This window comes from Hypericibacter sp. (assembly GCF_050729195.1).
Lineage (GTDB): Bacteria > Pseudomonadota > Alphaproteobacteria > Dongiales > Dongiaceae > Hypericibacter.
The window spans coordinates 1-19,165 of sequence record NZ_JBOHKS010000102.1; the positions used below are offsets into that span (position 1 = coordinate 1).

Annotated in this window: 22 protein-coding genes, 1 tRNA gene and 1 pseudogene; 15 read left to right on the top strand and 9 right to left on the bottom strand. The window is 66.3% G+C overall.

The annotated features are described in order from the left end of the window. From ACREE8_RS07580 to ACREE8_RS07595, 4 genes and pseudogenes are all read left to right on the top strand, one after another. A pseudogene (locus ACREE8_RS07580) lies at positions 1 to 247 on the top strand (EmrB/QacA family drug resistance transporter); the annotation flags it as partial. A gap of 164 nt (positions 248 to 411) precedes the next feature. Next, positions 412 to 561 carry a hypothetical protein gene (locus ACREE8_RS07585; RefSeq protein ID WP_431572378.1) on the top strand — a complete coding sequence of 50 codons (150 nt, stop codon included), beginning with the start codon at positions 412 to 414 and terminating at the stop codon, positions 559 to 561. Positions 562 to 631: 70 nt separating this feature from the next. Then, positions 632 to 1,915: an acetyl-CoA C-acyltransferase gene (locus ACREE8_RS07590; protein WP_431572379.1), complete on the top strand. Its 1,284-nt coding sequence runs from the start codon at positions 632 to 634 to the stop codon at positions 1,913 to 1,915. Between the two features lie 450 nt (positions 1,916 to 2,365). Then, positions 2,366 to 2,665, top strand: a complete 300-nt coding sequence (locus tag ACREE8_RS07595) for a hypothetical protein (protein WP_431572380.1) — start codon at positions 2,366 to 2,368, stop codon at positions 2,663 to 2,665. Positions 2,666 to 2,733: 68 nt separating this feature from the next. Here ACREE8_RS07595 and ACREE8_RS07600 read toward each other — a convergent pair. Together ACREE8_RS07600 and ACREE8_RS07605 are read right to left on the bottom strand one after the other, a co-directional pair. Further along, positions 2,734 to 2,808 (bottom strand) — tRNA-Val (locus ACREE8_RS07600). A gap of 174 nt (positions 2,809 to 2,982) precedes the next feature. After that, positions 2,983 to 3,342, bottom strand: a complete 360-nt coding sequence (locus ACREE8_RS07605) for a response regulator (protein ID WP_151179037.1) — start codon at positions 3,340 to 3,342, stop codon at positions 2,983 to 2,985. Positions 3,343 to 3,737: 395 nt separating this feature from the next. Between ACREE8_RS07605 and ACREE8_RS07610 the strand changes: the two genes are divergently transcribed. The 5 genes from ACREE8_RS07610 to ACREE8_RS07630 all read left to right on the top strand — a co-directional run bounded on the left by ACREE8_RS07610 (position 3,738) and on the right by ACREE8_RS07630 (position 8,570). Further along, positions 3,738 to 4,586: an N-formylglutamate amidohydrolase gene (locus ACREE8_RS07610; RefSeq protein WP_431572381.1), complete on the top strand. Its 849-nt coding sequence runs from the start codon at positions 3,738 to 3,740 to the stop codon at positions 4,584 to 4,586. Continuing rightward, a complete protein-coding gene (locus ACREE8_RS07615) occupies positions 4,583 to 5,137 on the top strand; it encodes an N-acetyltransferase family protein (RefSeq protein ID WP_431572382.1) in 555 nt (184 codons plus the stop codon). Before ACREE8_RS07610 ends, ACREE8_RS07615 begins: the two co-directional genes overlap by 4 nt. Before the next feature lie 14 nt (positions 5,138 to 5,151). Continuing rightward, positions 5,152 to 6,135: an alpha/beta hydrolase gene (locus tag ACREE8_RS07620; RefSeq protein ID WP_431572383.1), complete on the top strand. Its 984-nt coding sequence runs from the start codon at positions 5,152 to 5,154 to the stop codon at positions 6,133 to 6,135. A gap of 183 nt (positions 6,136 to 6,318) precedes the next feature. Next, a complete protein-coding gene (locus ACREE8_RS07625; RefSeq protein ID WP_431572384.1) occupies positions 6,319 to 7,080 on the top strand; it encodes a lytic transglycosylase domain-containing protein in 762 nt (253 codons plus the stop codon). A gap of 305 nt (positions 7,081 to 7,385) precedes the next feature. After that, positions 7,386 to 8,570: an aminotransferase class V-fold PLP-dependent enzyme gene (locus tag ACREE8_RS07630; RefSeq protein WP_431572385.1), complete on the top strand. Its 1,185-nt coding sequence runs from the start codon at positions 7,386 to 7,388 to the stop codon at positions 8,568 to 8,570. A 175-nt stretch (positions 8,571 to 8,745) separates the two neighbouring features. Here ACREE8_RS07630 and ACREE8_RS07635 read toward each other — a convergent pair whose 3' ends face one another. The 3 genes from ACREE8_RS07635 to dgcN are packed head-to-tail and all read right to left on the bottom strand — an operon-like array spanning position 8,746 to position 11,274. Next, positions 8,746 to 9,258 carry a hypothetical protein gene (locus ACREE8_RS07635; RefSeq protein ID WP_431572386.1) on the bottom strand — a complete coding sequence of 171 codons (513 nt, stop codon included), beginning with the start codon at positions 9,256 to 9,258 and terminating at the stop codon, positions 8,746 to 8,748. 28 nt (positions 9,259 to 9,286) lie between these two features. After that, positions 9,287 to 10,267: an N-acetyl-D-Glu racemase DgcA gene (gene dgcA / locus ACREE8_RS07640; RefSeq protein ID WP_431572387.1), complete on the bottom strand. Its 981-nt coding sequence runs from the start codon at positions 10,265 to 10,267 to the stop codon at positions 9,287 to 9,289. A 5-nt stretch (positions 10,268 to 10,272) separates the two neighbouring features. Continuing rightward, positions 10,273 to 11,274: an N-acetyltransferase DgcN gene (gene dgcN / locus ACREE8_RS07645; protein ID WP_431572388.1), complete on the bottom strand. Its 1,002-nt coding sequence runs from the start codon at positions 11,272 to 11,274 to the stop codon at positions 10,273 to 10,275. A gap of 405 nt (positions 11,275 to 11,679) precedes the next feature. On the opposite strand from dgcN, the gene ACREE8_RS07650 reads away from it, so the two are divergent. The 4 genes from ACREE8_RS07650 to ACREE8_RS07665 all read left to right on the top strand — a co-directional run bounded on the left by ACREE8_RS07650 (position 11,680) and on the right by ACREE8_RS07665 (position 14,570). Beyond that, positions 11,680 to 13,026, top strand: coding sequence for an MATE family efflux transporter (locus tag ACREE8_RS07650; RefSeq protein WP_431572389.1), 1,347 nt, complete (start codon positions 11,680 to 11,682; stop codon positions 13,024 to 13,026). Positions 13,027 to 13,046: 20 nt separating this feature from the next. Next, positions 13,047 to 13,532, top strand: coding sequence for a YajQ family cyclic di-GMP-binding protein (locus ACREE8_RS07655; protein WP_151179045.1), 486 nt, complete (start codon positions 13,047 to 13,049; stop codon positions 13,530 to 13,532). A gap of 40 nt (positions 13,533 to 13,572) precedes the next feature. Further along, positions 13,573 to 13,920: a hypothetical protein gene (locus ACREE8_RS07660; protein WP_431572390.1), complete on the top strand. Its 348-nt coding sequence runs from the start codon at positions 13,573 to 13,575 to the stop codon at positions 13,918 to 13,920. A gap of 164 nt (positions 13,921 to 14,084) precedes the next feature. Then, positions 14,085 to 14,570, top strand: a complete 486-nt coding sequence (locus ACREE8_RS07665) for a hypothetical protein (RefSeq protein ID WP_431572391.1) — start codon at positions 14,085 to 14,087, stop codon at positions 14,568 to 14,570. Positions 14,571 to 14,579: 9 nt separating this feature from the next. Here ACREE8_RS07665 and ACREE8_RS07670 read toward each other — a convergent pair whose 3' ends face one another. The 4 genes from ACREE8_RS07670 to nthA all read right to left on the bottom strand — a co-directional run bounded on the left by ACREE8_RS07670 (position 14,580) and on the right by nthA (position 17,190). Continuing rightward, positions 14,580 to 15,452: a phytanoyl-CoA dioxygenase family protein gene (locus ACREE8_RS07670; protein WP_431572392.1), complete on the bottom strand. Its 873-nt coding sequence runs from the start codon at positions 15,450 to 15,452 to the stop codon at positions 14,580 to 14,582. Positions 15,453 to 15,663: 211 nt separating this feature from the next. After that, on the bottom strand, positions 15,664 to 15,924 hold the full coding sequence (locus ACREE8_RS07675; protein WP_431572393.1) for a nitrile hydratase accessory protein: 261 nt from the start codon (positions 15,922 to 15,924) through the stop codon (positions 15,664 to 15,666). Then, entirely contained in the window at positions 15,921 to 16,565 is a 645-nt protein-coding gene (nthB, locus tag ACREE8_RS07680; RefSeq protein WP_431572394.1) for a nitrile hydratase subunit beta, read from the bottom strand. Before nthB ends, ACREE8_RS07675 begins: the two co-directional genes overlap by 4 nt. Positions 16,566 to 16,575: 10 nt before the next feature. Beyond that, complete coding sequence (gene nthA, locus ACREE8_RS07685) at positions 16,576 to 17,190, bottom strand: nitrile hydratase subunit alpha (RefSeq protein WP_431572395.1); 615 nt, start codon at positions 17,188 to 17,190, stop codon at positions 16,576 to 16,578. Between the two features lie 121 nt (positions 17,191 to 17,311). Between nthA and ACREE8_RS07690 the strand changes: the two genes are divergently transcribed. Then, the gene (locus ACREE8_RS07690) at positions 17,312 to 18,724 is read left to right on the top strand and encodes an amidase (protein WP_431572396.1); all 1,413 of its coding nucleotides are present in this window, start codon (positions 17,312 to 17,314) and stop codon (positions 18,722 to 18,724) included. Positions 18,725 to 19,000: 276 nt separating this feature from the next. Next, a partial coding sequence (locus tag ACREE8_RS07695) for a CBS domain-containing protein (protein WP_431572397.1) occupies positions 19,001 to 19,165 on the top strand: 165 nt, incomplete at its 3' end.

Genomic DNA, 19,165 nt, shown 5'->3' on the forward strand with positions numbered 1-19,165 from the left:
GTTCGACACTGCGACACGCCAGCGCCTCGCAGATCTGACCCGGTATTTCCTCGCCCACGGCATTTCCGATCGCGCGGTCGCCTGGCAGAATGCCGTCGTTGCCATCGGCCGCGACGTGCATCAGGAAGCCTCGATCATGGGCTATAGCGACGCCTTCTATCTGCAGGGTGCTATCCTGGTGCTGGCGCTGCTCACCATCCTCTTCCTGAAGAAGACCAGCGTCGGCAGCGGTGGCGGCGGGCATTGAATCGATGCCCCCCTTCGTCTCTCGCGCCGAGGCGCAAGGACCCTGAGCGGGACAGGGGGCGGCAGGCGCTTCATGACCGGCGCGACGGTTTCGTTCTATCGCTGGCGCTGACGCGTGACCAGCCTCGGCGGGAGGGCGATTTCGCGCGCCGCGTCGACGACGCCATGATGGGGGATCTCCTGAAGCGATTGCCGTCATTGCCATCGCGGGTCTTCGTCTGCGGCGCCAATCCCTTCGTCTCGGCGGCCGCGGACGCGGCGATCGCGGCGGGAATCGCGCCCGCCCTCATCCGCACCGAACGCTATGGACAATAGGCCGCCACGGCGCCAGCCTTCGCCTCCGAATCCCCCTTCCCTTCTTTTCTCCTGACCCATGGGAAAGATCATGCGCAGCTCTTCCAGCCCCGATGTCTGGCTTGCCGCCGGCGTTCGCACGCCTTTCTCCAAGGTCGATGGCGCGCTCGCCTCGCTCGATGCGATCGAGCTCTCTGTTCCCGTGGTCAAACATATGGTCGCTCAGCTCGGCGGTGCCTTGCCGGACTTCACCGTCTGGGGCGCCGTCGTGCCGAACCTGACCTGGAGCAATCTCGCGCGCGAGGTGCTGATGGATGCGGGCCTGCCGCCGACCATCCCCGCCTTCTCGACCGTCATGGCCTGCGCCACCAGTATGATCGGCGCCTTCGAGGCCGCAGGCATGATCGACGGCCAGGCCCGCAACCTGGCGCTGGTGGGCGGCGTCGACAGCCTCAGCCGCATCCAATTCGGCCTCGGCCAGAAGCTCTCGGACTGGATGCGCCAGTTCCAGCAGGCGCGCTCGCTGGGCCAGAAGATCTCGCATCTGGGCGACATCAAGCTCGGCGATGTGCGGCTCTATATCCCGGGCATCGCCAACCGCACCACCGGCCTGAGCATGGGCGAGCATACCGAGATCACCGCCAAGGACTGGCAGATCGGCCGCGCCGAGCAGGATCAATGGGCGCTGGAAAGCCATAAGCGCTCGGTCGCCGGCTGGGAGCGCGGCTTCTTCGACGATCTCGTGATTCCGGTGGGCGCGGTGAAACGCGACACCATCCCGCGCAAGGAGACCTCGCTCGAGAAGCTCGCCCGACTCTCGCCCGCCTTCGACCGGACCAGCGGCAAGGGCAGCCTCACCGCCGGCAACTCCTCGCCGCTCACCGATGGCGCCGCGGGCCTCTGGGTCGCCTCGGAAAAGGGTCTCGCGAAATTGCCGGCCGGCACGCCCAAGGCCAGACTGATCGACTGGGAGATCACCTCAGTCGATTTCCGGGTCGAGGGATTGTTGATGGCGCCGGCCTTCGCCATCCCACGGCTGCTCGCACGCCACGGCCTCACCTATGCCGATATCCATCTCTGGGAGATCCACGAGGCCTTCGCGGCCCAGCTGTTGTTCCATCTCAAGGCACTCGAGAGCCCCGAGTTTCTCAAGACCAAAGCGGGCATCGACGCCAAGTTCGGCAGCTTCCCGCGCGAACGCTTGAATCCCAATGGCGGCAGCGTCGCCATCGGCCATCCCTTCGGTGCCACCGGCGCGCGGATCCTGAGCCAGGCCGTCAAGGAACTGGCGCAGCATCCGGCGGGCGAACGGGCCATCGTCAGCATCTGCACCGACGGCGGCCAAGGTGGCGTGGCCTTGCTGCAAGCCGGGTAGGCTTCGAACGCGGCCTCGCCAAATATTGGGGGCGCGGTGCGGGCTCAACAAAGCATGACCGTCAACGGCGGCAGGCAATCTGGCCTGTCATGAGGTGCCGTTGACTCTCTGCCGTGCCGAGTCCTACCGTTTGCCCTCGTGGGGATGAAATCCCCAACCGGCTTCCCCCCTCGACGGATCGCGATTTCCGTCGCCGGCGTGGAAGTTTCTCCTGAACCCGCGGCCGGATGGCGGGTTGCACCCGCCACGTCGTGCAGGACGCCGCCTCGGCCGCGGAGGAGCGGGTGACGGAGCGTCGCGCTGGCCGCATCGAACCGCAGGCGCCGCCATGAGCGATCGCGGTCGGATCGGGCTGTTCCTCTTGGCGTCAGGACCCGATCCGCGCATCGAGCCCGTCGAAGCGTCCGGCGCCTGTGCAACCGACCTCATGCGCTCTGGCGGAGGTCCGAGATGAAAGCGCACCACCTTCCTTTCGAGAACAGATGGACGAACGGCGAGCATGCCTGGCAGTGGCATTGCGAGTTGGAGCGGCTCGGCCTGAACAATGTGCGGGCGATATTCGCCGATCATGAGGCGCACCACGCCGACGAGCGGGCAGTCCTGTTCGATATGCCGGCCGGGTTCGTCCGGGATTGGCTCGCGTTTCGCGATCGGCGCGCTGCCCGTCAGCAGACCCTTCGGTGGATCACGGTCATCGCCTTGGCTCTTGTCAGCGCCATCGCGGCCGTCGTCGCGGCGCTGCGGACATAGCCATCGTCGGCGCAGGATCGCGAACGCGCCATGACGTGCTTACGGTAGATGAAGATTTCGGAGGGAAGTGGTGGGCGCGACAGGGATTGAACCTGTGACCCCTACCATGTCAAGGTAGTGCTCTCCCGCTGAGCTACGCGCCCATTCACTGTCCGGAGCCGTCCGGGCCGAAGGCTTTCGCCTGTGCGGTCCGACGGGATCGAGGTCCGACCCCGGAAAAGAGGCGTGGCATTACCATCCCGCGGGGCCGCTTGGCAAGTCCCGGGGAGGAGGCCGCGAACGGCCTCAGGCGGCGAGGCCCCCGAGGCCGCAAGGCCTCAAGCAGCAAGAATCGAATCGACCTCGGCCACCAGATCGCGCAGATGGAACGGCTTGGAAAGGACGCGGGGCGCGCCCGGGAGCCCGTCGCGCTGGCGCAGGGCCACGGCGGCGAAGCCGGTGATGAACAGCACCTTCAGTTCGGGATCGCGCGCCGAGGCGCGGCGCGCCAGCTCGATGCCGTCGATGCCGGGCATGACCACGTCGGCCAGCAGCAGGTCGAACACATTGCCGTCGAGCTTCGATTCCGCCTCGCTGCCATCGGGTGCAGCCTCGACCCAATGACCCGCACGACGCAGGGCCTTCGCGAGAAACTCGCGCAGCGAATCGTCATCTTCGGCCAATAGAATGCGCGCCATTGGAACTCCAACCCCCGTGATCGGGGTTGTCCAGGATAGGTGCCAAGCCTGAAGCAATGGTTAGCATATCCCGATCACGAGAGGCCAACCCCTTGAGCTGTGCTCCTTTTCGGGCGATTGCGTCAGCTTTCGGCGATTGCGGCAGATTGGCTCAGCAGCAAATCTTGGCGAGGGCGAGGGGTAGCTCCGGCAGGGTCCGGCCCGCATTCCTGGCAGGAAGGGCGCTTCCGACGGCGGGGTGCGCGACCGGGCCGCTCCTTCACGACACCGGCAAGGCCCGATGCAAACCATGGCAGGCGACGGATTTTTCGACTAAATCACAGTCTATGAAATCCGCACCCGCGAGCGCCAAGCCGGCCGCCCCGCTTCCCGCCCATCGGAAGTCCGGCGAGGCTGTGATTGACATCGTGGCGCCGGTCGCGCCGGCCGTGCCGCTGGTGTTCTCGTCGCCGCATAGCGGTCGCGACTATCCAGCGGAGTTCCTCGCCCAGTCGCGGCTCGACCCGCTGACCTTGCGCCGCTCCGAGGACTCTTACGTGGACGAGCTGTTCGCAGCCGCACCGGAGCATGGCGCGCCGCTGCTGCGCGCGCTCTTCCCGCGCGTCTTCGTCGATCCCAATCGCGAAGCCCTCGAGCTCGATCCGGCGATGTTCTCCGACCCCCTCCCCGCCAACGCCAATGTCAACTCGCCGCGGGTCGCGGCCGGTCTGGGCAGCATCGCGCGGGTGGTGGCGAGCGGCGAAGAGATCTACGCGCGGAAATTGTCGCTGGCGGAGGCCGAGGCCCGGCTCGACCGCTATTGGCGCCCCTATCACGCGGCTCTCGAGGAATTGCTGGCCTCCTCGCGCCGGCGCTTCGGTCACGTTCTGTTGATCGATTGCCATTCGATGCCGTCGATCGGCGGACCGATGGAGCGCGACGCCGGCGACCGGCGGCTCGATTTCGTGCTGGGCGACTGTCATGGCCGCTCCTGCGCCCCGGCGCTCACCGATCGCGTCGAGGCCATCTTCCAGGCCGACGGCTTTCGCGTCGAACGCAACGCGCCCTATGCCGGCGGCTATGTGACCCAGCATTACGGGCGCCCCGCCGAGGGCGTCCATACGCTGCAGATCGAGGTCAATCGCGCGCTCTATATGAACGAGGCCAATTACGAGCGGCGGCCCGGCTTCGCCGCCCTGCAGCGCGCGATCGGCCGGCTGATCGAGCAGCTCGCCCAGCTCGAACGGACGGCCTTCGCGGCATGAGCGGTATCGAGACGGCGCCCGCCTCCTCGATCCTGGTGCGCGATGCGCGCCCTGAGGACATGCCCGTGCTGCAGGCGATCTATGCCCATCACGTGCTGCATAGCTTCGCCACCTTCGAGGAGGTGCCGCCGAACCTGGACGAGATGAACCGGCGACGCGAGGAGATCCAGGCGCGGGGCTTTCCCTATATCGCGGCGGAGCGCGACGGCATGGTCAAGGGCTATGCCTATTGCAACAGCTTCCGCCCGCGCTCGGCCTATCGCTTCACGGTCGAGGATTCGGTCTATGTCGCACCCGACGCCGTCGGCCAGGGCTTCGGCCGCGCCGCCATGCGCGAGGTCATCCGCCGCGCGACAGCACTGGGCATGCGCCAGATGGTGGCGGTGATCGGCGATTCCGCCAACAGCGCCTCGATCCATATGCATGAGAGCCTCGGCTTCAGCCGCCAGGCGGTGTTGCGCGCGGTGGGCTTCAAGCTCGGCCGCTGGGTCGATGGCGTGATCATGCAGCTGGCGCTGGGCGAAGGCGACGACACCCCGCCGGTGCGCTGACGCGGCCGATCCTCATGGAGCGGCTGACCTTCAGGAATTCCCGCGATCTGACCCTGGTGGGCGATCTCTATCCCGCCGCCGGCGATGCCGCCGTCATCATGGCGCATGGCTTCATGAACGATCGCCACTCGGATGGGCGTTTTCCGAAGATCGCGCGCGCCTTGAACCGGGCGGGCTACAGCGCCCTCGCCTTCGATTTCAGCGGCTGCGGCGAGAGCGACGACGACAGCCTGACCGCGGCCAAGCAGGTCGACGATCTGCAATGCGCGATCGCGCTCATGCGGACGCGGGGGTTCGTTCGCCTCGCTTTGTGGGGCAACAGCCTCGGCGGCCGGATCTGTCTGCAGGCCGACACGGCGGGGATCGCGACCCTGGTGCTGACGGGCGGCGGCACCGGACCCGTCCCTTATCGCTGGGAAGACTATTTCCCGGCCGCGCCGATGACGGAGCTGGCGCAAACCGGCCGCATGACGATCGTCCATGAGGGGCGGTCGCGCGGCCGGATCGTAATCGACCGGCAGATGCTGGCGGATTTCGCGGCGCTCGATCAGCCGACGCTGTTGGGGCGGCTGCGCTGTCCGGTCCTCGTCATCCATGGCGATGGCGACGAGGAGGAGCGGCAGTTGCTGGCGCTCGCGCGGCAGGGCATGGCGCATCTGCCGGCAGGATCGCGGCTGGAGGTCATTCCCGGGGCCGCCCATGGCTTCCGGGGCCATCTCGACCGGGTCATCGAGCTTGGCGTGACCTGGCTGGCCCGGCAGATGCCGGCGGTCCGAGGGCTCCCCCGGCTGGCTAGCCAAGCCGGGCCTCGGCCAAAAAAAAGGGCCGTGCTGTTGGCACGGCCCAAGTTCTGGGAGGAAACGCCCATGAGGCGTTCATGCGAGAAAAGGCGCTGTCAGGGGGACAGGACAGCCTTATCTCGCAACGCAACATATGACCCCTTGGTGTTCCGAAATCAATGGTCGAATTGTGAAAATAATATGTTGATTTCCCAATAGATGCGACGTTCCGACGCACACTTAGAATTGATTGTGCGATGCAACAGAAATGCTTTCTTCCCGGGGTTTGAAAGCCGGCTTTCGGGCCCGTTGACGGGCTGGAAACCCATTTCTGGCATAGATCTTGCTCTCTTTTCGGCGAAGCCCCGAAGGGCCCGTCGAAACCGACGACCGAGGAGAGCGATGAAAACGCCCACCGCCGACCGCCGGACAGCCTGGAGAAGCGCCGTTGCGCTGAGCCTGATGCTCGCCCTGGCGCTGCTGGCGCGTCCCGCCGCGGCCAGCCAGGCCCCCACCGCCCCCGATACCGCGGCCGAAACCGCGCCTGACAGCCCCGCCGACACGGCCGGCCTGCCGTCTGACGATTGGAAGCTCTGCTCGACCGAGATCAGCAAGGTCGAGGCGGCCGAGCAGATCCCGAGCCTCCTGCTCCATGCCATTTCCAAGATCGAATCCGGCCGCACCTCGCCCGAGGGCACGGCAAGAATTGCCTGGCCCTGGACCGTCATGGCCGAGGGACAAGGGCGCTATTTGCCGACCAAGGCCGCGGCGATCGCCGAGGTGAAGAAGCTGCGCAAGCGCGGCGTGAAAAGCATCGATGTCGGCTGCATGCAGGTCAATCTCATGTACCACGCCGATGCCTTCGACAGCGTCGAGGACGCCTTCGATCCGGCCCAGAACGTCGCCTATGCGGCACAGTTCCTGAAGGCGCTGAAGGACGAGCTGCATTCCTGGATCAAGGCGGTCGGCAGCTACCATTCCCGGACCCCTGCCTATTTCGCGGTCTACCGCTCCAAGGTGTTCGCGGCCTGGCGCCAGGAGCAGAAGAATCAGCGCGCGGACGTGCGCGACGAACTCGTCGCCGCCAAGGAAGGCCGCATCGAGAATTTGGCCTTCCGCCATGCGGGCCCGGTCGCGGCGCTGGTCGCGGCCTTCAACGAGTAAGCGACTGACGCGCTTTTCGTCCTGCTCTTCCCTTTCTTCCCCTCCCCCCCTTGAGGGGGAGGCTGGGGTGGATGCCGGACTCGTTTTGACAAAGTTCTTCTCCGTTCTCTCGATCGCTCCGCGTCTTTAGCAGATCGGAGCCACGCCGATACTAACCGCGCCCTACGAATACCCCCCACCCTAACCTCCCCCTCGAGGGGGGAGGGGATAAGTCAGAGAGGCGAAGGGCATGCGGAAGAATTTGTGCCTCGCTTCATCGGCCGCCCGATCTTGAACGGACCCGCGCTTCGTCCTAGCGTCCCGTCATGTCGATCGATCTCGCCAGGGCCCGGGCCGATACGCCGGCGACCGCACGCCTGCTTCATTTCAACAATGCGGGCGCGGGGCTGATGCCGGCGCCCGTGCTCGAGACCGTCATCAAGCATCTCCATCTCGAGGCCGAGATCGGCGGCTATGAAGCGGCAGCGACCGCGGCCGAGCGCCATCAGCGCGTCTATGACTCGATCGCGACCTTCCTGAATTGTCATCGCGACGAGGTGGCGCTGGTCGAGAACGCCACGGTCGCCTGGCAGCTCGCCTTCCATTCGCTGCAGCTCCAGGCTGGCGACCGCATCCTCACCGGCGAAGCCGAGTATGCGAGCAACTATATCAGCTTCCTCCAAGTCGCCCATGCACGCGGCGTCGAGGTGGCGGTGGTCCCGAGCGACGAGGAGGGCGTGTTCTCCGTCACGGCGCTGGAGCGGATGATCGCGCCTTCGGTCAAGCTCATCGCCGTCACCCATGTGCCGACCAATGGCGGGCTGGTCAATCCCGCGGCGGCGATCGGCAAAGTCGCGCGCGCCCACAAGATCCCGTATTTGCTCGATGCCTGCCAGTCGATCGGGCAGCTGGCGATCGATGTGGATGCGATCGGCTGCGACATGCTCTCGGCCACGGGCCGCAAATATCTGCGCGGGCCCCGCGGCACCGGTTTCCTCTATGTGCGTCGCGCGCTGCTCCAGCAGCTGGAACCGCCCTTCATCGATCTCCAGGGGGCCACCTGGGTGGCGCCGGATCGCTACGAGCTCCGGCCCGATGCGCGGCGTTTCGAGAATTGGGAGAGCTATATCGCGGGCCAGCTCGGGCTCGGCGCCGCAGTCGACTATGCGCTGGGCTGGGGCCTGCATGCGATCGCGGCCCGGCTGGTCTCTCTGGCCGACATGCTGCGGACGCGCCTCGGCGCCATTCCCGGCGTCACCTTGCGCGATCTGGGCCGGCAGCGCTGCGGCATCGTCAGCTTCACGATGGCTGGCCATGAATCGCGCGAGATCGTGGCGGCCTTGCGCCGGCAGCAGATCAACATCTCGGCCTCGGGCCCGTCATCGACGCTGCTCGACGCGCTCGCCCGCAAGCTCCCCGAGCTGCTCCGCGCCTCGGTGCATTACTACAACAGCGAAGCGGAGGTGGATCGCTTCGCTCAGGCGATCGAGAAGATCGCGCGGGGACGATGAGCTGATTCACACCTTCCATTCTTTCCTCTCCCTCATCTTATGAGAGAGAGGGTTGCGAAGAGTTAGTCGGAGCGAAGCGGAGACTTACTCGGAGCTGGGTGAGGGTGAACCTTCGCCCCCTCACCCTACCCTCTCCCCCGCTATGCGGATGGAGAGGAAAGAATTGGGGCGTCGCTCAATTCTGTTGCTGCTGCGCCTGCGCTTGCGCCTGTTTGCAGCGGGCGGCGTCGACGAAGGTCTGGTTGATGGTGACGCCATCCCGGACCGAGTTGAGATAGAGATCGATCCAGGCATCGTCCTTGCCCATCGCGTGATACTCGTCGCGCGTGGCCTGCTCGTCGGCGAGGATGTTCTTGTATTCCCGCACATAGCGCTCGCCCGATGCGATCGAATGCTCGAAGCCGCCGCCCGCCGCGATCATCTCGTCGACCGGCTTGGTGAAAGTCCGCTCCAGCTCGGCCGGGCCGATGAAGGCCGCGAGCTGATCGTAGGGCGTGACCAGCTTGGCCTTGGCCGCGGAGAGATTTTCTGGGCAGCTCTGCGGTGGCGGGAGCGTCGGCGCAGGTACCGGTGCCGGTGCCGGCTCCGAGGTGGCGCAAGCGGCGAGGAAGACCAGCAGAAAGGGCGCCGCCAGCCGCAACCCGGCCCGGGCCGGCTTCCGCGCGGCCTGCGCGATTGTCATGCTCATGCTCATTCCCTTCCTGTCTTCGCCGATCTCAGCCCCAGAGCGCCGCCGCGGGCGGCGACACCAGGCTGCCATGATAGTCCAGGCCCGGCACGCGGTCCTTCGCCAGCAGCAGCGGCCCGTCGAGATCGACCCAACGCGCCTCCTGCCCCACCAGGAGGGCCGGCGCCATGGAGAGCGAGGTGCCGACCATGCAGCCGACCATGATCGCGAGCCCTGCTTCGCGCGCGGCCGCGGCCAGCGCCAGCGCCTCGGTCAGGCCCCCGGCCTTGTCGAGCTTGATGTTGACGGCCTCGTATTTCTTCGCGAGCCCGGCGAGGCTCGCCCGGTCATGACAGGATTCGTCGGCGCAGACCGGCACCGGATGGGGCAGATTCGCCAATTCGTCATCGGCGCCCGCCGGCAAGGGCTGCTCGATCAGTTCGACATTCAACTCGCGCAGCTTCGGGCTGAGCTCGGTGAAGATCGCCGGCGTCCAGGCCTCGTTCGCATCGACGACGAGCCGCGCCTGGGGCGCGCCCTCGCGCACCGCGCGCACGCGCTCGAAATCGCCGGGCCCCGACAGCTTCAACTTCAGCAAGGGCCGCGCCGCGGCGGCCCGTGCCGCGGCCCCCATCTCCTCGACGCTGCCGAGCGAGAGCGTATAGGCGGTCTCGAGCGCGTGGGGCGCCGGCAGGCTTGCCAGATCCCAGACGCGCCGCCCCGTACGCTTGGCTTCCAGATCCCACAGCGCGCAATCGAGCGCGTTGCGCGCGGCACCGGGCTTCATGCCCCGCTGCAGTGCGCCGCGATCGGGATCGCGTTCGAGGGTCCAGCGCTGCGCGTCGATCTCGGCGACCACGCTCTCGAGGCTCTCGCCATAGCGCGCATAGGGCACGCATTCGCCCCGGCCCGCATGCTCGCCGTCCTGGATCATCGCCACGACCACGCGCGCCTCGGTCTTCGAGCCGCGCGAGATGGTGAAACGCCCGGCCAGCGGCCAGGTTTCGACCACGGTTTCGAGTTTGGCCATGAAGCTCAGGCGCTGAGCTGGTCGACGAGGGCACCCACGCCGGTGCGCAAGGGATCGACCGCCGGCAGCGAGAACTTCGCCGCGATTTCCTTGAGATAGCTGTCGGCCGCGGCCGCGTCGAGCGCCGAGGTGTTGATCGAGAATCCGACCAGCTTGACATGCGGGTTGGTCAGTTTCGCCGCCGCGAGGTTGGCGTCGATGCAGGTCTGGAGGTCAGGCAGCTTGTAATGCGGCAGGCCCCGCATATGGGCGCGGGTCGGCTCATGGCACATCACCAGCGCATCGGGCTGGGCGCCATGCAGTAGCCCCAGCGACACGCCGGCATAGGAGGCATGGAACAGCGAGCCCTGGCCTTCGATCAGATCCCAATGATCGGCATCATTGTCGGGCGAGAGCCATTCGACGGCACCGGAAACGAAATCCGAGACCACCGCGTCGATCGAGACGCCGTCGCCGGCGATGAAGATCCCGGTCTGACCGGTGGCGCGGAAATCGGCCTTGAGGTTGCGGCGCTTCATTTCCTTCTCGAGCGCCAGGGTCGTGTACATCTTGCCGATCGAGCAATCGGTGCCGACCGCGAGCAGCCGCTTGCCGCGGCGCTTCTTGCCGGTGCCGACGGCGAAATCGCGGGTCGGATGGCGCACATCGGCGAGCTCGCGGCCGAGCTTGTCGGCGGCGGCCTTGAGCGCCGGCACGTCGGCGAGCCGCTTATGCAGCCCGCTCGCCAGATCCATGCCGCGCTCGAGCGCCTCGACCAGCACCGGGATCCAGCTTTCGTCCAGCAGGCCACCGCGATTGGCGACGCCGACGATGACGGTCTTGATCCCCGCCTTCTCGGCCTCGGCGATCGTCATGTCCTTGAGGCCGAGATCGGCCTTGCAGCCGGGCAGGCGCAGCTGCCCCAGGCACCAGTCCGGACGCCAATGCACGATGCCCTGGGCGGTCTTGGCCGCGAGCTGATCGGGCGCGGTCCCGAGGAACATCAGATAAGGCCGCCGCAATGACATGGCTCAGAAACTCCGACGATATCCGCGAGTTCCCGGAGAGCCGGGAGATCCCGCGAGGGCTGGGGCGAATGGCGGTGATCCTACCCAAGCCGCCGCGGACTGTCGGCAGGGAAAATGGACGCGGGGGTGATGACGTGCGCGGATCGCAAATTGTCGCGTCAGGGCGAAACGGAGAAGAAAGAAGACAGAATCCCCTCCCCCCTCGTGGGGGAGGATTAGGGAGGGGGTAGCGCCGGCGTCAACCCAGAGCAGCACGCTGATGCGCTTGTCGCGAAGACCGAGTCAGCCCCCTCCCTGCCCTCCCCCACGAAGGGGAGGGGATCAGAAAGAAACACAACGCTTCGACACCAACACCGCCCCCGCTATAGTCGGCCTGCTCTTCGCTCGGTCCCCCGCGGAAGCGTCATGTCTCTTTCCCGTGCCGACACCACCGGCCACAGCACCGGGCGCCATCGTCGCGTCTGGCGGCTGGCGGCGCCGATCATCCTCTCCGGGCTTTCCGTGCCGCTCTTGGGCGCGGTCGATACCGCCGTGGTGGGGCGGCTGCCCGATGCCGCCTATATCGGCGGCGTCGCGGTCGGCGCGATGATCTTCGACTTCCTCTATTGGGGTTTCGGTTTCCTGCGCATGGCGACCTCGGGCTTCACCGCCCAGGCGCAAGGGGCCGGCGACGCGATCGAAACCGGTGCCGCCCTCGACCGCAGCCTGATCCTGGCCTTCGCCCTCGGCTTCGCCATCCTGCTGCTGCAGGCACCGGCGGGCCTGCTGGCCTTCTCGTTGCTGCGCGGCAGCCCCGCGGTCGAGGCCCAGGCTCACCTCTATTTCACGATCCGGGTCTGGAGTGCGCCGGCAACGCTCGGCGTCTATGCGCTGCTGGGCTGGCTGCTGGGGCGCCAGCGCACCGGCCTGGTGCTGCTGGTGGAGCTGGTCCTCAATTCGATCAACATCCTGCTCGACCTGCTGTTCGTGCTGGGCTTCGGCTGGGGCGTGGCCGGCGTGGCAACGGCGTCGGTCATCGCCGAATATGCAGCCCTGGCGGTAGGGCTCGGCCTCGCCTTCCGCCTCGGCCATCGTTTCCCCTGGTGGTCGGCGCGGGCCCGGCTCTTCGCGCGCGAGCGCATGACGGCGCTCCTCAGCGTCAATGGCAATGTCTTCATCCGCACGCTGTCGCTGGTCTTCGCGGTGGCCCTCTTCACCGCGATCGGCGCCCGGCTCGGCGACGAGACCCTGGCCGCGAATGCGATCCTGATGAATTTCTTCGCCTTCGTCTCCTACGGGCTCGACGGCTTCGCCCATACCGCCCAGACCCTGGTCGGCGTCGCGACCGGGGCCGGCAGCCGTCGGCAATATCGAGAGGCGATCCGGGACACGACGCTCTGGGCCTTAATCCTGGCGGGCGGCGCGTCATTGGTTCTGGCGCTGCTGGGCCCCTGGCTGATCGAGCTTTACAGCGTCAACGGGCTGGTCCAGAGCACCGCCAAAACCTATCTGCCCTGGATGGTCGCCATGCCCTTGCTGTCGGTCTGGTGCTTCCAGCTCGATGGGATCTTCATCGGCGCCACCCGCAGCCGGGAAATGCGCAACGGCATGCTCCTGGCGCTGCTGGGCGAGCTGATCGCCCTGTGGATTCTGGTCCCCTTGTGGGGCAACAACGGCCTGTGGTTGTCTATGACGATCTTCGTCGCCCTGCGCGGCCTCACCCTCGGCGTCTGGCTACCGCGCATCGAACGCGCTCTGCCGGCCGACGCCTGAACCGGATCGAATAAGGACCTATGCCCTCCTTCGACATCGTCTCCAAGACCGAGATCGCCGAGGTCGACAATGCCCTCAACGGCATGACCCGCGAGATCACGACGCGCTTCGACTTCAAGGGCTCGAAATCGACCGTCGAGCGCAAGGAGAACGTAATCACGATCTTCGCCGACGACGATCTCAAGCTGAAGCAGATGCAGGAGCTGCTGAAGGGCCATATCACCCGGCGCAAGCTCGATGCCGCCTGCCTCGAATTCAAGGATCCGGAAAAGGCCACCGGCAATGCCATGCGCCAGCTGGTCAACGTCAAGCAGGGCATCGACCAGACGCTGGCCAAGAAGATCGTGAAGGCGCTGAAGGACAGCAAGATGAAGGTCCAGGCCTCGATCCAGGGCGACGAGCTCCGGGTCACCGGCAAGAAGCGCGACGATCTGCAGGAGGCGATCCAGCTGGTGAAAAGCCTCAAGCTCGAGCAGCCACTGCAATATGTGAATTTCCGCGAATAAACCGACACAACCCGTCGCCAACCTTAGGGACCGACCCGACATGCCGCCGAAGAAGAATCCGCTGGGCCTGAACGCGCTTCAGCTCAAGACCCTCGTCCTGCTGCAGGCCCTGGCCAAGCTCGAGGATTACAGCAAGCCGGGCGAGACCGAGGGCGAGCGCACCATCACGGCGCTCCCCCATGCCCATGGCGATCATTTCCATCTGGGCGAGGCGACGGTGCGCGCCAGCGATGCCACCGGCCTCAACAACCAGGCGGTCTGGACCGTGCTGGAGCGCAAAGGGCTGGCCAAGACCAACTTCCCGCAATCGGCCACCATCACCGCCGAAGGTCTCGCTTACGAGACCGGCATCGCCGACGAGATCCTGCACCACCATGCCCATCATTGAGACGCCGGGGGCCGGTAGACGATCTGGTGAGCGCTTCCCGACGCAATGACTTGCCCGATTATGTCGCGGACCTGTTTCGGCTGCTTCCGGCCGCCGCGGCCTATGAGTCGCCCTGGTCTCTGACGTCGCATATCCTCACGATCTTACGGACGTGCCAGGCAGATGTGGGGCCAGACTATCGGATCGAAGGCGAGATCGCGATCCATCGGCAGGCGACGATCGAGTCTCAGTCGGTGATCAAACCGCCCTGCATCATCGGCCCGGCTTGCTTCGTGGCCGCCTTCGCCTATCTGCGCGGCGGTGTGTTCCTGGCCGAGGGGGTAACGATCGGTCCTTCGGTCGAGATCAAATCCTCGATCCTGCTCAAGGGTGCCAAGATCGCACATCTGAGTTTCGTCGGCGATTCGATCATCGGCTCGGGAGTTAATATCGAGGCGGGCGCCGTCATCGCTAATCACCGCAACGAACGGACCGACAAGGAGATCCGTTTCGTCACGAAGCGCGGTCGTGGCCTGACCGGCGTCGAGAAGTTCGGCGCACTGGTCGGCGATCGCAGCCGCATCGGCGCCAATGCGGTGCTGGCGCCGGGCACGATCCTCGCGCCCGACAGCATCGTGGCCCGCTTGGCGCTGGTCGATCAGGATTCCTGAAGCGCCAATCTACTGCGCGGCTTTGGCGCTCGTTCCCCCGGCCATATAGCCGTCGAGCCAGGGCGTGCGATAGCCGTCCTGGCGCCACAGGATCGGGAAGAAGCTCTCATCCATGGCAAGATCGCCGACGCGCTTGTAGCGGTTATAGATGTAGCTGACGCTCTCCGCGTCGAACCTGGCTTCCGACGACATGCAGTGGGTGACGGCCGAGCGCCGCGGCTTGGCCGCGCGGTTGGTGTCGGAGCCGTGCCAGGTGCCGCCATGATGGAAGGCGCAGCCGCCGGGCGGCACCTCGATGGGCACGATGTCGAGCGACTTGATTCCGACCGAGGCCGCGGCCTCCCGCAGCTCGCGCCGATAATCGTCGGGCGCATGGAACTGCCCGATCGGTGGCGAGACCGGCCATTTGTGCGAGCCGCGCACATATTCGATGGTGCCGCCCGCGGCCGAGGTGGCGTCGAGCGCCATCCAGCAGGTCAGCATGAAGGGCGGATCGATCCAGTCCGCATAGCTGTTGTCCTGGTGAAAGCCCAGCGGCTTGGCGCCGGACGGCTTCCAGATGACATTGTCCTGCACCACGCGCGCGCCGGGCCAGCCGGCGAGCTCGGCGCAAAACCGCCCCACCTCGGCGCGCAAGACCAGACTCGCGAAGACGCGATCGGACTTCCAGCCATTGCAGATCTGCCGGGTGCGATCGGCCGGGTCGCGGCCCTCGCGCCAGTTCCATTCGTCGGGATAGAGCCCGGTCTCGAACTGGCCGCGGAACAAAGGCTCGAACCGCTCCACCACGCGCGCGACCTGCTCGGGCTCGACGAAGCGATCGAGGATGAGGAACCCATCCTCGGCGAAGCGGCGGCGCTGTTCGTCGGTGAGCTGGATCATGCGTGGGTACTCATCGCATTTGGCCTGATTAATCCTGTCCGGAACTGAACGACGGCGCAGCACGGGTTCGTCATATTCTGACCTTTAGCCGACACTCTCGCTTTGTCCCTCCCCCCGCTTTGCGGGTCAGGAAGGGGGAAGTCGCGATACCGAGCAGCCCCCTCCCTTACCCTCCCCCGCAAAGCGGGGGAGGGGACAGTAGAAGAGTCCCTCACGCGGCCAGCTCCAACTCCCTCACCAGCCGCTCCGCCGCCGCCAGCCAGCATTCGTAGTAGTGCTCCGGATCGTCACCCTCGCGCGCGACCTCCTCGATCAGGCGGCGTTGGAATTCGGGCCAGGGGAAGCGGCCCTGCTCGGCCAGCGCCACCACCAGCGCGAAGACCCTCGCCTGCCAGGGTGCGGTGAAGCGCGGGCCCTCGTCGTCGCCGGGCAGCGAGGCCAGCAGCGATTTGAGATCGGGCGCGGCGCTCATGCCGGCTCCAGATAGTCTTCCCAGAGATCGACATAGAGGCTGTCGCCGGCCGGCGCCTCGCGGCCCCACAAAGTCTGCTGCGAGAAGCGCACGGTATAACAATGCTGCGGCTTGTGGCCTTTGCCTTCCGAGTTCCAATCGGGGAAACCGAACACGCCGAGATCGGTGTGGATCACGCCCTCATGCCCGCGCACATAGCGCGGCAGGCGCGTGTGATTCTTCGGATGGATGTTGCGCGCACGGACCCTGGCGCCGACGGCGAAGCGCGCCGTCGCTTCCTTGTCGTCGCGCCGCGTGGGGAAACCGCCCTTGATCGCGTCCGCCACCGCCTCCGCCTTGATCGGGGCGCCGGGCGTGACCGGCACCGTCGGCGTGCCGCCCGGGATGATCCCGCGTTCCTTCAGCAGCACTTCCAGCGCGATCAGCCATTTTTCGTAGTAGGACGTGCGCAGATACTCGTCGGGCGGGATCCGCTCGACCTCGCGGCGCAGATGATCGTCGCTGTAGGGCACGGCGAACGGCACGGCCATCGAGAGCGCCAGCATGCGCCGCTCCCAATCGGCATGGAACACGGGCTCGTTCGCCTCGCGCTCGACCCGGCCGAAGCCGTCCATCCCGCCCATGTCATGAATGCCGTCCATGGTTCCGCTCCTAGACCGGCGCCGTGCCGACCATGCCGTCGCGCGTCACGAGCGCGGCCAGCGCGGCCTCGGAAAGAGCATCCGTGCCGGCAGGACGCCGCGGCACCACCATGTAGCGGATCTCGGCGCTCGAATCCCAGACGCGGACCTCGGTGCCCGAGGGAATCTCGAGCCCGAATTCCTTGAGCACGCCGCGCGGCTCCTTGACCACGCGCGAGCGATAGGCGGCGCTCTTGTACCAGGCCGGCGGCAGCCCCAGCACCGGCCAGGGATAGCAGGAGCAGAGCGTGCAAACGATCACGTTATGGACGGATCCCGTGTTCTCGACCGCGACCATGTTCTCGCCCTGCAGGCCGCTCAGGCCCAGTTCGCCGATCGCGGCCGTGGCGTTGGTCAACAGGCGCTGCTTGAAGGCGGGATCGGTCCAGGCGCGGGCGACGACGCGCGCACCGTTCTTCGGCCCGATGCGGGTCTCATATTCCTCGACGAAGCGATCGAGGGCTGCCGGATCGACCAGGCCCTTCTCGACCAGCAGCGTCTCCAGCGTCTTGACGCGCAGCGCCAGGCCCTTCTCTTCCGCGTCGTGGTCGTGATTGTGGCCGTGACCCTTGCCGTCGGCGCTCATGATCTCCCCCGCCGCCATTCCCGATATTGCCGGTAAACTATAGGTGGCCCCCGCCTGCCTTGGCAATTCGCGGGCGCCGTCATAGGCTCGGGCCGCTTTCACGATCAGGGGAACCGCACCGATGGCCGATCTCGATCTTTGTTATATGCCCGCGACGGAAATGGCTCGCCGCATCCGCGAAGGAAGGCTCTCTCCCATCCGCGTCGTCGAGAACAGCCTGGCGCGCATCGCCGAGGTCAATCCCAAGCTCAACTGCTTCTGCTTCACCTATCCCGACGAAGCGATCGAGAAGGCGAAGCAGGCCGAGCGCGCGGTCAAGCGCGGCGACAAGCTGGGGCCGCTCCATGGCGTACCGATCGCGATCAAGGATCTGACCCCGACCAAGGGCAAGCGCACGACCCTGGGCTCCTATTGCTTCGAGAACTGGGTCCCCGACTGGAACGCGACCGTGGTCGACAAGCTGGAGGCGGCCGGCGCCATCATGGTCGGCAAGACCACCACGCCCGAGTTTGCCTATTCGAGCTTTACCGAGAGCCCCCTCTGGGGCATCACCCGCAATCCCTGGAACCCGGAGCGCACCCCGGGCGGCAGTTCCGGCGGGTCGGGCGCTGCCGTCGCGTCGGGCTGCGTGCCGCTGGCGGAAGGCACCGACATGGGCGGCTCGGTGCGCATCCCTGCCGCTTGGTGCGGCATCGTGGGCCTGAAACCCAGCCTCGGGCGCATCTCGCAGAATCTGCTGCCGAGCGTCTTCGACAACATCTCCCATTTCGGACCGCTGGCCCGCACCATCGAGGATGCGAGGCTGTTCCTGAAAGTCACCCAGGGACCCGACGATCGCGACATCCAGTCGATCGATACGCCGATCGACCTCGACAGTCCCTTCACGCGATCGGTCGAAGGCATGCGGCTGGCCCTGGATCTCGATCTGGCGATCTATGCGATCGATCCCGAGGTCGAGCGGCTGGTGATGAATTCGGTCAAGGCCCTGCAAAAGGCGGGCGCCATCGTCGAGGAGGTCTCCGTGCCGTGGGACCGGCGCCTGGCCCAGGCCTGGACCGAACTGTGGGAGGTCTTCATGGCCGCCTATTTCGGCGACTATCTGGAGAAGTTCCGCGACAAGATGGATCCGCATGTGGTCGCGCTGATCGAGGCCGGCAACAAGATGCCGGCCACGCACTACAAGCGCATCGAGATCGAGCGCAGCGAGCAGTGGAAGGGGTTCTACCCGATCCTGCAGAAGTATGACGCGTTCCTCTGCCCGACCATGTCGCGCGATGCGCCGCCGGTCGACGAGGACGACAACAAATACTACGCGGATTGGGGCGACGGCCGGTATCACGGGCTCGACATCACCGGCCAGTTCAACATGATCGCGCCCTGCCCGGTTTTGTCGGTGCCGGCGGGCTGGACCAAGGACGGACTGCCGGTGGGCATGCAGATTGTCGGCCCACGCTGGCGCGACGACATCGTGCTGCAGATCGGCGCCGCGCTCGAGCGGGTGCAGCCCTGGGCCGAGAAGCGCCCGCCGATCTGACGGCGCGGGGCTACGGGCAAGAGGCCCTAGCCACTGTAATCGCCCGACATTCGGGACGTTAACCTATGCCCGGTGAACGCCCTCGCCACGCCCTTGCTACAGCATCGGCAAGGGTTGGGCCGATTCGCACCATGATGCGCCCTTCACATGCGCGGGCGCAGACCCACATAATAGGAGACGGGATCCCTACGCTTTGGCGCAGGCCCCGGAATCGCTCAGTGAATGGACTGCCCCACTCGTCCTGAACCCGACCGGAGGGCCGCCATGAATGTCGAGATGATTCTCAAGACCAAGGGCCGCAACGTCGTCACCATGAAGCCCGACGCGACCCTGGCATCCGCCGCCAAGGAGCTGCAGCAGCGCGGCATCGGCGCGATCGTGGTGCTCGACGACCAGGACGGCGTGAGCGGCATCCTCTCCGAACGCGACATCGTTCATACC

Coding starts and splice junctions, on each gene's coding strand:
- ACREE8_RS07615 (WP_431572382.1), top strand. CDS start 4,583: ATGAGCGGTATCGAGACGGCGCCCGCCTCCTCGATCCTGGTGCGCGAT.
- ACREE8_RS07635 (WP_431572386.1), bottom strand. CDS start 9,258: ATGAGCATGACAATCGCGCAGGCCGCGCGGAAGCCGGCCCGGGCCGGG.
- ACREE8_RS07655 (WP_151179045.1), top strand. CDS start 13,047: ATGCCCTCCTTCGACATCGTCTCCAAGACCGAGATCGCCGAGGTCGAC.
- ACREE8_RS07590 (WP_431572379.1), top strand. CDS start 632: ATGCGCAGCTCTTCCAGCCCCGATGTCTGGCTTGCCGCCGGCGTTCGC.
- ACREE8_RS07690 (WP_431572396.1), top strand. CDS start 17,312: ATGGCCGATCTCGATCTTTGTTATATGCCCGCGACGGAAATGGCTCGC.
- ACREE8_RS07670 (WP_431572392.1), bottom strand. CDS start 15,452: ATGATCCAGCTCACCGACGAACAGCGCCGCCGCTTCGCCGAGGATGGG.
- nthA (WP_431572395.1), bottom strand. CDS start 17,190: ATGAGCGCCGACGGCAAGGGTCACGGCCACAATCACGACCACGACGCG.
- nthB (WP_431572394.1), bottom strand. CDS start 16,565: ATGGACGGCATTCATGACATGGGCGGGATGGACGGCTTCGGCCGGGTC.
- ACREE8_RS07630 (WP_431572385.1), top strand. CDS start 7,386: ATGTCGATCGATCTCGCCAGGGCCCGGGCCGATACGCCGGCGACCGCA.
- ACREE8_RS07595 (WP_431572380.1), top strand. CDS start 2,366: ATGAAAGCGCACCACCTTCCTTTCGAGAACAGATGGACGAACGGCGAG.
- ACREE8_RS07585 (WP_431572378.1), top strand. CDS start 412: ATGATGGGGGATCTCCTGAAGCGATTGCCGTCATTGCCATCGCGGGTC.
- ACREE8_RS07620 (WP_431572383.1), top strand. CDS start 5,152: ATGGAGCGGCTGACCTTCAGGAATTCCCGCGATCTGACCCTGGTGGGC.
- ACREE8_RS07675 (WP_431572393.1), bottom strand. CDS start 15,924: ATGAGCGCCGCGCCCGATCTCAAATCGCTGCTGGCCTCGCTGCCCGGC.
- ACREE8_RS07650 (WP_431572389.1), top strand. CDS start 11,680: ATGTCTCTTTCCCGTGCCGACACCACCGGCCACAGCACCGGGCGCCAT.
- dgcA (WP_431572387.1), bottom strand. CDS start 10,267: ATGGCCAAACTCGAAACCGTGGTCGAAACCTGGCCGCTGGCCGGGCGT.
- ACREE8_RS07625 (WP_431572384.1), top strand. CDS start 6,319: ATGAAAACGCCCACCGCCGACCGCCGGACAGCCTGGAGAAGCGCCGTT.
- dgcN (WP_431572388.1), bottom strand. CDS start 11,274: ATGTCATTGCGGCGGCCTTATCTGATGTTCCTCGGGACCGCGCCCGAT.
- ACREE8_RS07660 (WP_431572390.1), top strand. CDS start 13,573: ATGCCGCCGAAGAAGAATCCGCTGGGCCTGAACGCGCTTCAGCTCAAG.
- ACREE8_RS07605 (WP_151179037.1), bottom strand. CDS start 3,342: ATGGCGCGCATTCTATTGGCCGAAGATGACGATTCGCTGCGCGAGTTT.